Raw genomic sequence first — 12,236 nt, 5'->3', positions numbered from 1 at the left:
AAAACAATCCTGACGTGCACGATTTTTTGATTCGGCCGGCAGCCGCCCGCGATCGCGCGCGACACGGGCGTGTCGGGCGCGATTTTTAAGGCGGTGGCAGACGCCGCTTAGCGGCGGCGGAACTGGCCGCCGCGCGGCGGTGCACCACGCGGGGCACCGGCGTTCGGACGCTCATCCTTGTGCCGGAAGATCAGGCGGCCCTTCTCCAGGTCATAAGGCGACATTTCGATCGTGACCCGATCGCCCGCCAGCGTCTTGATCCGGTTCTTCTTCATCTTGCCTGCGGTGTAGGCAACGATCTCATGCCCGGCGTCGAGCTGCACGCGGTAGCGCGCGTCGGGGAGGATTTCGGTCACCAGTCCTTCGAACTGGATCAGCTCTTCTTTGGCCATGGTTGTCTCCAGATCGATCGAGGCTAGCGCTGCGGCCGATGGGTACGGTTGGGTTGGGTATTCGGACGGCTCTCGCGATGCAAGAAGGCGACGCCTTGAATGCCTTCGCTTTGACCGGCCTGGCTCTTGCCGCCCTGCTGCGCCGGGCGCGGCTGCTCGTGCCGGTTCGGCTGCGGCGCGGCATTATTACCACCGCCGCGGCGGGGACGGCGAGGGCCTTTTGAGCCCGGTGCCGCATCATGTCCCCTGGATTCATGGCTACGCTGCTCATGTCCACGGGATTCGTGACCCCTGGATTCATGTCCTCGGGAATCTCCCCTGGAATCCTGGGTCCGGGCGCCGTGGGCGCGCGGGGCGGAGCGTCCGCCCCGGTGCTGGGCCGGACGTTGCGACGGGGCCGGTGCGGCGTCGCGGGTGCCCGGCGTGCGGCGGTCTTCGCGCGGCAACGTGATGCGGATCAGCCGCTCGATGTCGCGCAGATAGCCCATTTCCTCGGCGCCGGCGATCAGCGAGATCGCCACGCCCTCGGCGCCGGCGCGCGCGGTGCGGCCGATGCGGTGGACGTACGTTTCCGGCACGTTGGGCAGGTCGAAATTCACCACATGGCTGATGCCGTCGACGTCGATGCCGCGGGCGGCGATATCGGTGGCGACCAGGGTGCGGATCTCGCCTGAGCGGAACGCCGCCAGCGCCCGCTCGCGGTTGTTCTGCGACTTGTTGCCGTGGATGGCGTCAGCCCGGATGCCGACCTTGGCGAGGCCTTTCACCACCTTGTCCGCGCCGTGCTTGGTGCGGGTGAAGATCAGCGCGCGGTCGACCGGCTCCTGCTTCAGGAGCTGGGCCAGCACGCCGGCCTTGGCGGCGAAATCCACCTGGATGATGCGCTGGGTGATGCGTTCGACGGTGGAGGCCACCGGCGTCACTGCCACGCGGGCGGGGTCGCGCAGCATCGCTTCGGCGAGCTCCGCGATGTCCTTGGGCATGGTGGCCGAGAAGAACAGCGTCTGCCGCTTGATCGGCAGCTTGCCGACGATTTTGCGGATGTCGTTGATGAAGCCCATGTCGAGCATGCGGTCGGCTTCGTCGAGCACCAGAAACTCGACCGAACCGAGCTTCAAACCGTTGCTCTGCACGAGGTCGAGCAGGCGGCCGGGGGTGGCGACCAGGACGTCGACGCCCTGCATCAGCGAACGGACCTGACGGCCCATCGGCACGCCGCCGATCGCCAGAGCCGAGCTCAGCCGGATGTGGCGGCCATAGGCGTTGAAGCTGTCGAGGATCTGGCTCGACAATTCGCGGGTCGGCGATAGCACCAGCACACGGCAGGTCTTGGGCTGCGGCTTGATGCGGTTTTCCAGGAGGCGGTGCAGGATCGGCAGCGCGAAGGCTGCGGTCTTGCCGGTGCCGGTCTGGGCGATGCCGACGACGTCACGGCCGGTCAGTGCGGTGGGGATGGTCTGGGCCTGGATGGGGGTGGGCGTCTCGTAGTTTTCTTCCTTGAGCGCGCGCGAAATGGGATCGGCGAGGCCGAAATCCTGAAAGGAGGTCAAAAGAGGGGTTCTTTCCATTAAAAAAGCAGCGCCCGGCGGTTTTTCGGCCAGGAGCGCGAGGGGTGTCTGAGACACCCGCGTGTTTGGGGCGTCGGTTTTGGTCGCTGAAGGGGCAAGCCAGAAACCGTCGGACGGGATCAGAACACGCGGCTCGCAAGGACCTGATGATTCTCTAGGTCACGTGTCTCATATGGAACACGAACGCGGCGCTTTCAAGGTGAAACTGCCCGATCGGTCGACGCGGTTAAGAAATGGCCGGAAATTCACGGGTTCCATTTCCCGGGCCGCCGCCGGCGTGCCTCGAAAGCGAAAATACCGTGCCAGAATTTTAGTCAAACCGTCATGGTTGCACAAAAAATAGATAGTTTGCCGCCAAAGCATACATTTTTTTGGACCAAATATTAGGCAGAAAATCCCGATGATTTCGCAGAAGGAGACAATTTCGATATATAAATCATTGGCTTAAGAGGACTTACCTCCGTGGCATGGTTCTTGCGATTCCATTAACGCAGGCGGCCGTTGGGGCCGTTCGCAGCGTTTTACGCCTGCGTCAGGGAGATGACATTTCATGCTTACACAGCTTACCCACGATATAGCGAAGATGAGCCGCCGCCGCTGGCTCGCGGCGACCGCCGGCCTGGTTTTGGGCCTGGCCTCCTTCACCAACGCCAAAGCCGCCGACGACACCATCAAGGTCGGCGTCCTGCACTCGCTTTCCGGCACCATGGCCATCAGCGAAACCACGCTGAAGGACACCATCCTCTTTCTGATCGACGAGCAGAACAAGAAGGGCGGCGTACTCGGCAAGAAGCTCGAGGCCGTGGTGGTCGATCCCGCTTCGAACTGGCCGCTGTTTGCCGAAAAGGCCCGCGAGCTGATCACCAAGGATAAGGTCGCCGTCGTATTCGGCTGCTGGACCTCGGTGTCGCGCAAGTCCGTGCTCCCGGTGTTCAAGGAGCTGAACAACATCCTGTTCTACCCCGTGCAGTACGAGGGTGAAGAGAGCGAGCGCAACGTGTTCTACACCGGTGCGGCGCCGAACCAGCAGGCGATTCCTGCGGTCGACTACCTGATGAAGGACGAAAAGGTGAAGCGCTGGGTGCTGGCCGGCACCGACTACGTCTATCCGCGCACCACCAACAAGATTCTCGAAGCCTACTTGAAGTCGAAGGGCGTCAAGCAGGAAGACATCATGATCAACTACACGCCGTTCGGTCACAGTGACTGGCAGACGATCGTGGCCGACATCAAGAAGTTCGGCTCGGCCGGCAAGAAGACCGCCGTGGTATCCACCATCAACGGCGACGCCAACGTTCCCTTCTACAAGGAACTCGGCAACCAGGGCATCAAGGCGACCGACATTCCGGTTGTCGCGTTCTCGGTCGGTGAAGAAGAACTCGCCGGCATCGACACCAAGCCGCTGCTCGGCCATCTCGCCGCCTGGAACTACTTCCAGTCGATCAAGGACCCGGCCAACGAGAAGTTCATCAAGGCCTGGCAGGCCTACACTAAGAACCCGAAGCGCGTGACCAACGATCCGATGGAAGCACACGTCATCGGCTTCGACATGTGGGTCAAGGCGGTCGAGAAGGTGAAGTCGACCGACGCCGACAAGGTGATCGACGCGCTGCCCGGCATCGAAGCCAAGAACCTGACCGGCGGCACCTCCAAGATGCTGCCGAACCATCACATCACCAAGCCGGTGTTCATTGGCGAAATCAAAGCCAACGGCCAGTTCGACGTGGTGTGGAAGACCCCGGGCCTGGTGGCCGGCGATGCATGGTCGAAGGAGCTCGACGGCTCCAAGGACCTGATCGGCGACTGGGTTGGCAAGAAGTGCGGCAACTACAACACCAAGACCAACAAGTGCGGCGGTCAGGGTTCCTGATCCGATCAGGCCTCCTGATCCGATCAGGCCTCCTGGTCTCCTGAGCTGACTTCCAAGAGCAAGAAGACTTCCAAGAGATGAGACCGGAGAAGGCGGCATGCTGCCGCCTTCTCCATAAAACTCCCGCCGGGGTCGTACAGTGCCTGCCAATTTTCTCGATCGCCTTCGCGCGCTTTGCCTTTCGCTGCTGCTGGTCGCGGCCTTTGCCGTCCCGGGCTTCGTCGTTCCGGCCCTGGCCGGGCCGTTCGAGGACGCGGTCGCCAAATTTGCCAACGACGATTTTTCCGATACCGACGAAGCCGTCGGCGTGGTCGCGACCTCGGGCAGTCCGCTGGCCTTCGCCATCATCAGCGCGCTCGGGGACGGACGGCTTGCGGCCGATCCCGATACCAAGAAGGTTTTCGTCACCGGAACCGACGGCAAGGTCATCGATGCCGCCACCGGTGCTGCCGTCGACAAGCTGCCGGACAATGCGGCGGCCGTTCGCCTCAACAACCGCCTGCGCCGCACCGTGGAAGCCGCCCTTGGCGGCCTGACGCTGCTGTCGCCCGATCCCGCCAAACGCATCCTGGCGGCCCAGTCGGTGTTCAAGACCCACGACGAGGCCATGCTGCCCGTGATCGACGGCGCGCTGGCGAAGGAAACCAACAAGGCGGCGAAGGCGGCCTTTACCGAGGCCCGCGCCGCCATCCTGCTCTACAAACCCGACGCTACCGACGTCGAGAAGCTCGAGGCCATCGCCACCGTCAAGGCGCGCGGCGACCAGGAAGCGATGGCGCTGCTGACCGGGCTCGGCAGCGATCAGCCGCCGGCGATTGCGAACGCCGCGGCGGGCGCTACCGCCGCCATTCAGCGCACGCTGGCGCTGTGGTCCACGGTGCAGAACGCCTGGTACGGCCTGTCGCTGGGGTCGGTGCTGCTGCTCGCCGCGATCGGGCTTGCCATCACCTTCGGTGTGATGGGCGTCATCAACATGGCGCATGGCGAGATGGTGATGATCGGCGCCTACACCACCTTCGTGGTGCAGGAAGTCATCCGCACCCGTTACCCCGGCCTGTTCGATTACTCGCTGTTGATCGCGGTGCCGCTGGCCTTCCTCGTCGCCGGCGCGCTCGGCGTCGTGATCGAACGCTGTATCATCCGCTTCCTCTACGGCCGGCCGCTGGAAACGCTGCTGGCGACCTGGGGCCTGTCGCTGGTGCTGCAGCAGGCGGTGCGCACCGCGTTCGGCCCGACCAACCGCGAGGTCGGCAATCCCTCCTGGATGAGCGGCGCGTTCGAACTCGGCCAGATCACCATCACCTACAACCGGCTCTGGATCCTCTGCTTCACGCTCGCGGTGTTCGCCATCCTGCTCGCGATGCTGCGCTACACCGCGCTTGGGCTGGAGATGCGCGCGGTTACCCAGAACCGCCGCATGGCGGCGTCGATGGGCATCGCGACCTCGCGCGTCGACGCGCTGACCTTCGGCCTCGGCTCCGGCATCGCCGGGATTGCCGGCGTGGCGCTGTCGCAGATCGACAATGTCAGTCCCAACCTCGGCCAGAGCTACATCATCGACAGCTTCATGGTGGTGGTGTTCGGCGGCGTCGGTAATCTCTGGGGCACGCTGGTCGGCGCCTTCACGCTCGGCATCGCCAACAAGTTCCTGGAGCCGGTCGCCGGCGCCGTGCTCGGCAAGATCGCCATTCTGGTGCTGATCATCCTGTTCATCCAGAAGCGGCCGCGCGGCCTGTTCGCGCTCAAGGGCCGGGCGGTGGAAGCATGATGCCGCCTTTTGCAATCACCTGTCGCAGGGATCTCCGCTCTGACTCCCTCTCCCGCTTGCGGGGGAGGGTTGGGGTGGGGGTCTCTCCACGAGCGCCGGCGCTTGTTGAGGCGCCCCCACCCGCCGCGCTTCGCGACGTAGCCGAAGCTTCGCTTCGGCGTCCTCACCGAAGGACGGCCGCCAAAGGCGACCTACGCTCCCCCGCAAGCGGGAGAGGTGCCTTCCAATGATGCCGCATGTCCTGACGCGCTCGCTGGATCGCAGCGCCACCGTGTTCCTGCTGGTGGTCGCCGGCCTCGGCGTACTGATCCCGCTGTCCAACCTGCTGTTGCCATCAGGCTCGTTCTTCCAGGTGCCGACCTATCTGGTGGCGCTGTTCGGCAAATATGTCTGCTACGCCGTCCTGGCGCTCTCGATCGACCTGATCTGGGGCTATTGCGGCATTCTCTCGCTCGGCCACGGCGCCTTCTTCGCGCTCGGCGGCTACGCGATGGGTATGTACCTGATGCGCCAGATCGGCAGCCGCGGCGTCTACGGCAACCCGATCCTGCCCGACTTCATGGTGTTCCTGAACTATCCGCAGTTGCCCTGGTACTGGTACGGCTTCGACATGTTCTGGTTCGCCGCGCTGATGGTGTTGTTGGTGCCGGGCCTGCTGGCATTTTGTTTCGGCTGGCTGGCGTTCCGCTCCCGCGTTACCGGCGTCTATCTCTCGATCATCACCCAGGCGATGACCTACGCGCTGTTGCTGGCGTTCTTCCGCAACGATTTCGGCTTCGGTGGCAACAACGGCTTGACCGATTTCAAGGACATCCTGGGCTTTAACGTGCAGGCCGAGGGCACCCGTGCGGCGCTGTTCCTGCTCAGTTGCGTGGCGCTGATCATCTCTTTCCTGATCTGCCGCGCGGTGGTGACGTCAAAGCTCGGCAAGGTCCTGATCGCGGTCCGCGACGCCGAGTCGCGCACCCGGTTTCTCGGTTATCGCGTCGAATCCTACAAGCTGTTCGTGTTCACGCTGTCGGCCTGCATGGCCGGCGTTGCCGGCGCGCTCTATGTGCCGCAGGTCGGCATCATCAATCCCGGCGAGTTCGCGCCGGGCAATTCGATCGAGGCGGTGATCTGGGTCGCGGTCGGCGGCCGCGGCACGCTGATCGGGGCCGCACTCGGCGCCATCGTCGTCAACTATGCCAAAACCGTCTTCACGTCGGGCCCGCTGGCGCCGTACTGGCTGTTCATGCTGGGCGCGCTGTTCATCCTGGTGACGCTGCTGCTGCCGAAGGGGATCATCGGCACCTTCAACGCCTGGTACGAGCCGTGGCAGGCGAAACGGATGTCGGCGAACGCCGAGAGTGCTGCGCGCGAAGATGGCGTCAGCGAACCGAAACTGGCGGAGTGAACGCATGAGCATCATGGAGGGTGGGAGGAAGACTTCCGCGCTGCTCTATCTCGACGGCGTGCACGTCTCGTTCGACGGCTTTCACGCCATCAACAACCTGTCGCTGACGCTCGAGCCCGGTGAGATGCGCGCCATCATCGGCCCCAACGGCGCCGGCAAGACCACGATGATGGACATCATCACCGGCAAGACCAAGCCGGACGAGGGCGCGGTACTGTTCGACGGCATCACCGACCTGACGCGTCTGGACGAAACCCGCATCGCCGAACTCGGCATCGGCCGCAAGTTCCAGAAGCCGACCGTGTTCGAGAGCCAGACCATCGAGGACAACCTGCTGCTGGCGCTCAACGTCGACCACAGCGTCAAGGGCACGCTGTTCTGGCGCGAGAGCAAGCCGGAAACCGAGCGGATCGAGCGCGTGCTGGAAACCATCCGCCTGACGGACTCGCGCAACCGCCTGGCGGGAAGCCTGTCGCACGGCCAGAAGCAGTGGCTGGAGATCGGCATGCTGCTGGCCCAGGACCCGAAACTCCTGCTGGTCGACGAACCCGTTGCCGGGATGACCGACGTCGAGACCCATCAGACCGCCGAGCTGCTCAAGGAAATCAATAAAGAGAAGACCATCATGGTGGTCGAGCACGACATGACCTTCGTGCGTGAGCTCGGCGTCAAGGTGACGTGCCTGCACGAGGGCACGGTGTTGGCCGAAGGAACCATCGATCAGGTTTCGTCAAACGAGCGTGTCGTCGAAGTGTATTTGGGGCGCTGATCCATGCTGAAGGTCGACAATATCAGCCTCTATTACGGCGCGGCGCAGGCGTTGCGCGGTGTCTCGCTGACAGCCGAACCGGGCAAGGTCACCTGCGTGCTCGGCCGCAACGGCGTCGGCAAGACCTCGCTGTTGCGCGCCATGGTCGGCCAGTACCCGATCGCGGGCGGTTCGATCGAGCTGGAGGGCAACGACATTACCGGCCTGAAGCCCTATGAGCGGGCGCGGGCCGGCATCGGCTTCGTGCCGCAGGGCCGCGAGATCTTTCCGCTGCTGACGGTCGAGGAAAATCTCAAGACCGGCTTTGGTCCGCTGAAGCGCGAGGACCGCAATATTCCCGACGACGTGTTTTCGCTGTTTCCGGTGCTGGATTCGATGCTGGGCCGGCGCGGCGGCGATCTCTCTGGCGGACAACAACAACAATTGGCGATCGGCCGCGCGCTGGTGATGCGGCCGAAATTGTTGCTGCTCGACGAGCCGACCGAAGGCATCCAGCCCTCGATCATCAAGGATATCGGCCGCGCCATTTCCTATCTGCGCAGTCTCGGCAACATGGCGATCGTGCTGGTCGAACAATATCTCGACTTTGCCTGCGAGCTCGGCGACAATTTCGCGGTCATGGACCGGGGCGCGGTGAAATATGCCTGCGATCGCTCGAACCTCGATCCCGCCGAAATCAGCCGCCAGATGGCGCTGTAACACCACCGTCAGGCGGTATTTCGGGCGAACTCGTTGGGGGACGGATGCGAACCGAAACCACGCACGCGGCGGCAGCGACCTTCGCAGCCAACCGGGCCCAGGGCGCGGTGAGGTTTGACGTTCGTCTGCAGGACGGCGTCACCCGCCGCGGCATCCTGCATGAATCAGGCTCCTTGCGCGTGCGGTTTCCCTCGCCCGAGGCGGAGGGATTGTCGGGCGTATTCGTCAACACGGCTGGTGGCATCGCCGGCGGCGACCGCTTCGATATCGCCATCACGGCGGGCGAGGGCGCGCGGCTGACGCTGACAACGGCGGCGGCCGAAAAAGTCTACCGCGCGCCCGGACCTGTCGCGGAGCTCAACATCGCGCTGAAGGCAGAGGCGGGGGCACATCTGTCGTGGCTGCCGCAGGAAACCATCCTGTTCGACCGCGCTCGAATTTCGCGGCGCATCGATCTTGATCTCGCGGAAAGCGCGTCGCTGTTGTTGTGCGAAATCGTGGTGTTCGGCCGCTCGGCGATGGGCGAGCGGATGCTGCATGGCGAATTCGTCGACCGCTGGCGCCTGCGCCGCGGCGGCAAGCTCGTGTTTGCAGAAACCATCCGGCTCGACGGCGAGATCGGCGAAAAGCTGGCGCGGCCGGCCATAGCCAACGGCGGCGTCGCCATCGGCACCGCGCTGGTCGTGCCGGGCGATGAGGCCGTGGTGGAGCGGCTCCGCGAGGCCGCCGATACGCTCAGTGGCGAGGTCGGAATCTCCGCCTGGAATGGATTTGCAATGGCGCGCTTCTGTGCCCAAGATGCGGCGCGGCTCCGCGCCGACATGATGGCCGTGCTCGGTCGCGCCAGCGGCGTGGCGCTGCCCCGGCTCTGGCTTAGTTAGACTCTTCCAACACCTAAGAGTGCTCGCATGAACCTGTCTCCCCGTGAAAAGGACAAGCTCTTGATCTCGATGGCGGCCATGGTGGCGCGCCGCCGGCTCGAGCGCGGCGTCAAGCTCAACCATCCCGAGGCGATCGCCATCATCTCCGACTTCATCGTCGAAGGCGCGCGCGACGGCCGCACCGTCGCCGAACTGATGCAATCAGGCGCGCAAGTGATTACCCGCGCGCAGGTGATGGATGGCATTCCCGAAATGATCCACGACATCCAGGTGGAAGCGACGTTCCCGGATGGCACCAAACTCGTCACCGTGCACGAGCCGATCAGGTGAGACAGTCATTCCGGGATGCGCCGAAGGCGTAGACCCGGAATCCAGAGGTTATTATCTCGAACTTCCGGATGCACGCTTCGCGCGCTCCGGAATGACGGAGGAAGACAAAAAATGATTCCCGGCGAGCTCTTCATCAAGGACGGCGAGATCGAGCTCAATGCCGGCCGCAAGACGGCGACGCTTAACGTCGCCAACACCGGCGACCGCCCGATCCAGGTCGGATCGCACTATCATTTCTTCGAAACCAATCCCGCGCTGAAATTCGACCGCAAGAAAGCCCGCGGCATGCGCCTCGACATCGCCGCCGGCACGGCGGTGCGGTTCGAGCCCGGCCAGACCCGCGACGTGCAGCTGGTGGCGCTCGCCGGCAAGCGCGTGATCTACGGCTTTCGCGGCGACGTGCAGGGCAAACTTTAGACCACAAGCTTTGAACCACAAGCTGTGAACTATTCGGCAATGATGAAGGCTGGAGCCTGATATGTCCGTGAAAATCAAACGTTCCGTCTATGCCGACATGTTCGGGCCCACCACCGGCGACAAGGTGCGGCTGGCCGATACCGATCTCATCATCGAGGTCGAGAAGGATTTCACCGTTTACGGCGAGGAGGTGAAATTCGGCGGCGGGAAAGTGATCCGCGACGGCATGGGGCAATCCCAAGTTACCAACCGGCAGGGCGCGGCCGATACCGTCATCACCAACGCGCTGATCGTCGATCACTGGGGCATCGTCAAGGCCGACGTCGCTATCAAGGAAGGCATGATCTCCGCGATCGGCAAGGCCGGCAATCCCGACATCCAGCCCGGCGTCACCATCGTCATCGGGCCCGGCACCGACATCATCGCCGGCGAGGGCAAGATTCTCACCGCGGGCGGCTTCGACAGCCACATCCATTTCATCTGCCCACAGCAGATCGAGCATGCGCTGATGAGTGGCGTCACCTCGATGCTGGGCGGCGGCACCGGTCCTTCGCACGGCACCTTCGCCACCACCTGCACGCCCGGTCCCTGGCACATGGGCCGGATGATCCAGTCGTTCGACGCCTTCCCGGTCAATCTCGGCATTTCCGGCAAGGGCAACGCCTCGCGCCCGGCGGCGCTGGTGGAGATGATCAAGGCCGGCGCCTGCGCGCTGAAACTGCATGAGGACTGGGGCACCACGCCATCGGCGATCGACAACTGCCTGTCGGTGGCCGATGACTACGACGTGCAGGTGATGCTGCATTCGGACACGCTCAACGAATCCGGTTTCGTCGAGGACACCGTGAAGGCGTTCAAGGGCCGCACCATCCACGCCTTCCACACCGAAGGCGCCGGCGGCGGCCACGCGCCTGACATCATCAAGATCGCCGGTTTGAAGAACGTGCTGCCGTCCTCGACCAATCCGACCCGGCCGTTCACCCGCAACACCATCGACGAGCATCTGGACATGCTGATGGTGTGCCATCACCTGGACCCGTCGATCGCCGAAGACCTCGCCTTTGCCGAAAGCCGCATCCGCAAGGAAACCATTGCGGCGGAAGACATCCTGCATGATCTCGGCGCGCTCTCGATGATGTCGTCGGACTCGCAGGCGATGGGCCGGCTCGGCGAAGTCATCATCCGGACCTGGCAGACCGCCGACAAGATGAAAAAACAACGCGGTTCGCTGCCGGAAGACAAGGGCAACGACAATTTCCGCGTCAAGCGCTACATCGCCAAATACACCATCAATCCGTCGATCGCGCATGGCGTCTCCAAGCTGATCGGCTCGGTCGAGAAGGGCAAGCTCGCCGATCTCGTGCTGTGGTCGCCGGCGTTCTTTGGCGTCAAGCCGGACTGCATCATCAAGGGCGGCTCGATCGTGGCTGCTCCGATGGGCGATCCCAACGCGTCCATCCCGACGCCGCAGCCCGTGCATTACCAGAAGATGTTTGCCGCCTACGGCAAGTCGCTGACGGCGTCCTCGGTGGTGTTCACGTCCAAGGCGGCTATTACCGGCGGGCTGGCGCGGAAGCTCGGCATCGAGAAGAAGCTCTATCCGGTGAAGAATACCCGCGGCGGCATCTCCAAAATGAGCATGATCCACAACGGCGCCACCCCGAAAATCGAGGTCGATTCCGAGACCTATGAGGTGCGCGCAGACGGCGAGCTGCTGACCTGCGCGCCGGCGGAGGTTTTGCCGATGGCGCAGCGCTATTTCATGTACTAGGGTTTTTCCCGGGCGATCAAAGCCAGAACAAAAGTCCGGGAGAACGCACGTGATTTATGTCGTTGCCACATTGATGATCAAACCTGAAACCCACGCCGAATTCATCGCGGCGGCCACCGCCTGCATCAAGGAAACCCGCAAGGAGCCGGGCAACATTGCCTACGACCTGCATGAAAGCGTCACCGATCATTCCAAGATGGTGTTCGTCGAGCAGTGGGAAAATGCCGAGGCGCTGGTGCCGCACCGCACGGCCGAGCACATGAAGACTTTTGGCCGCGTCGTCGTCAAATGCCTCAGCGCGCCGCCGAAGATCGAGGTCATCACGCCCGAGAAAGTCGACGTTCGCTAAACAAGAAAAGCCAAAGGGAGAACCCT

12 protein-coding genes are annotated in these 12,236 nt (G+C 63.4%); 10 read left to right on the top strand and 2 right to left on the bottom strand.

Going from position 1 to position 12,236, the window contains the following annotated elements; all coding sequences use genetic code 11:
- Nucleotides 1-107: 107 nt before the first annotated feature.
- Both infA and BLS26_RS13430 read right to left on the bottom strand, forming a co-directional pair.
- A complete protein-coding gene (infA, locus tag BLS26_RS13435) occupies nt 108-392 on the bottom strand; it encodes a translation initiation factor IF-1 (protein WP_092511764.1) in 285 nt (94 codons plus the stop codon).
- Nucleotides 393-415: 23 nt separating this feature from the next.
- Nucleotides 416-1,960, bottom strand: a complete 1,545-nt coding sequence (locus BLS26_RS13430; protein ID WP_092511762.1) for a DEAD/DEAH box helicase — start codon at nt 1,958-1,960, stop codon at nt 416-418.
- A 550-nt stretch (nt 1,961-2,510) separates the two neighbouring features.
- Here BLS26_RS13430 and urtA point away from each other — a divergent pair.
- From urtA to BLS26_RS13380, 10 genes are all read left to right on the top strand, one after another.
- Nucleotides 2,511-3,830, top strand: a complete 1,320-nt coding sequence (gene urtA / locus BLS26_RS13425; RefSeq protein WP_092511760.1) for an urea ABC transporter substrate-binding protein — start codon at nt 2,511-2,513, stop codon at nt 3,828-3,830.
- Between the two features lie 139 nt (nt 3,831-3,969).
- Nucleotides 3,970-5,598: an urea ABC transporter permease subunit UrtB gene (gene urtB / locus BLS26_RS13420; RefSeq protein WP_092511758.1), complete on the top strand. Its 1,629-nt coding sequence runs from the start codon at nt 3,970-3,972 to the stop codon at nt 5,596-5,598.
- Between the two features lie 226 nt (nt 5,599-5,824).
- Nucleotides 5,825-6,994 carry an urea ABC transporter permease subunit UrtC gene (gene urtC / locus BLS26_RS13415; RefSeq protein WP_092511756.1) on the top strand — a complete coding sequence of 390 codons (1,170 nt, stop codon included), beginning with the start codon at nt 5,825-5,827 and terminating at the stop codon, nt 6,992-6,994.
- Nucleotides 6,995-7,007: 13 nt separating this feature from the next.
- Nucleotides 7,008-7,763 (top strand): urea ABC transporter ATP-binding protein UrtD, encoded by a 756-nt coding sequence (urtD, locus tag BLS26_RS13410; RefSeq protein WP_371360951.1) that lies wholly within the window; start codon nt 7,008-7,010, stop codon nt 7,761-7,763.
- Nucleotides 7,764-7,766: 3 nt separating this feature from the next.
- Nucleotides 7,767-8,462, top strand: coding sequence for an urea ABC transporter ATP-binding subunit UrtE (gene urtE / locus BLS26_RS13405; RefSeq protein WP_092511752.1), 696 nt, complete (start codon nt 7,767-7,769; stop codon nt 8,460-8,462).
- 44 nt (nt 8,463-8,506) lie between these two features.
- A complete protein-coding gene (locus BLS26_RS13400; RefSeq protein ID WP_092511750.1) occupies nt 8,507-9,343 on the top strand; it encodes an urease accessory protein UreD in 837 nt (278 codons plus the stop codon).
- Between the two features lie 27 nt (nt 9,344-9,370).
- Nucleotides 9,371-9,673: an urease subunit gamma gene (locus BLS26_RS13395; protein ID WP_092511748.1), complete on the top strand. Its 303-nt coding sequence runs from the start codon at nt 9,371-9,373 to the stop codon at nt 9,671-9,673.
- 111 nt (nt 9,674-9,784) lie between these two features.
- Nucleotides 9,785-10,090, top strand: a complete 306-nt coding sequence (locus BLS26_RS13390; RefSeq protein ID WP_092511746.1) for an urease subunit beta — start codon at nt 9,785-9,787, stop codon at nt 10,088-10,090.
- A 61-nt stretch (nt 10,091-10,151) separates the two neighbouring features.
- Nucleotides 10,152-11,861, top strand: coding sequence for an urease subunit alpha (gene ureC, locus BLS26_RS13385; protein ID WP_092511744.1), 1,710 nt, complete (start codon nt 10,152-10,154; stop codon nt 11,859-11,861).
- Nucleotides 11,862-11,910: 49 nt separating this feature from the next.
- On the top strand, nt 11,911-12,210 hold the full coding sequence (locus BLS26_RS13380; RefSeq protein ID WP_092511742.1) for a putative quinol monooxygenase: 300 nt from the start codon (nt 11,911-11,913) through the stop codon (nt 12,208-12,210).
- Nucleotides 12,211-12,236: the final 26 nt, after the last annotated feature.

Source organism: Afipia sp. GAS231, from assembly GCF_900103365.1.
Taxonomy (GTDB): domain Bacteria; phylum Pseudomonadota; class Alphaproteobacteria; order Rhizobiales; family Xanthobacteraceae; genus Bradyrhizobium.
The sequence above is the reverse complement of the archived record's forward strand: the minus strand, read 5'-3'. Positions and strand labels throughout refer to the sequence as shown.

Excerpts from the sequence above, each read along its gene's own strand:
- infA (WP_092511764.1), bottom strand. The coding sequence starts at position 392 with ATGGCCAAAGAAGAGCTGATCCAGTTCGAAGGACTGGTGACCGAAATC.
- BLS26_RS13430 (WP_092511762.1), bottom strand. The coding sequence starts at position 1,960 with ATGGAAAGAACCCCTCTTTTGACCTCCTTTCAGGATTTCGGCCTCGCC.
- urtA (WP_092511760.1), top strand. The coding sequence starts at position 2,511 with ATGCTTACACAGCTTACCCACGATATAGCGAAGATGAGCCGCCGCCGC.
- urtC (WP_092511756.1), top strand. The coding sequence starts at position 5,825 with ATGATGCCGCATGTCCTGACGCGCTCGCTGGATCGCAGCGCCACCGTG.
- urtD (WP_371360951.1), top strand. The coding sequence starts at position 7,008 with ATGGAGGGTGGGAGGAAGACTTCCGCGCTGCTCTATCTCGACGGCGTG.
- urtE (WP_092511752.1), top strand. The coding sequence starts at position 7,767 with ATGCTGAAGGTCGACAATATCAGCCTCTATTACGGCGCGGCGCAGGCG.
- BLS26_RS13400 (WP_092511750.1), top strand. The coding sequence starts at position 8,507 with ATGCGAACCGAAACCACGCACGCGGCGGCAGCGACCTTCGCAGCCAAC.
- BLS26_RS13395 (WP_092511748.1), top strand. The coding sequence starts at position 9,371 with ATGAACCTGTCTCCCCGTGAAAAGGACAAGCTCTTGATCTCGATGGCG.
- BLS26_RS13390 (WP_092511746.1), top strand. The coding sequence starts at position 9,785 with ATGATTCCCGGCGAGCTCTTCATCAAGGACGGCGAGATCGAGCTCAAT.
- ureC (WP_092511744.1), top strand. The coding sequence starts at position 10,152 with ATGTCCGTGAAAATCAAACGTTCCGTCTATGCCGACATGTTCGGGCCC.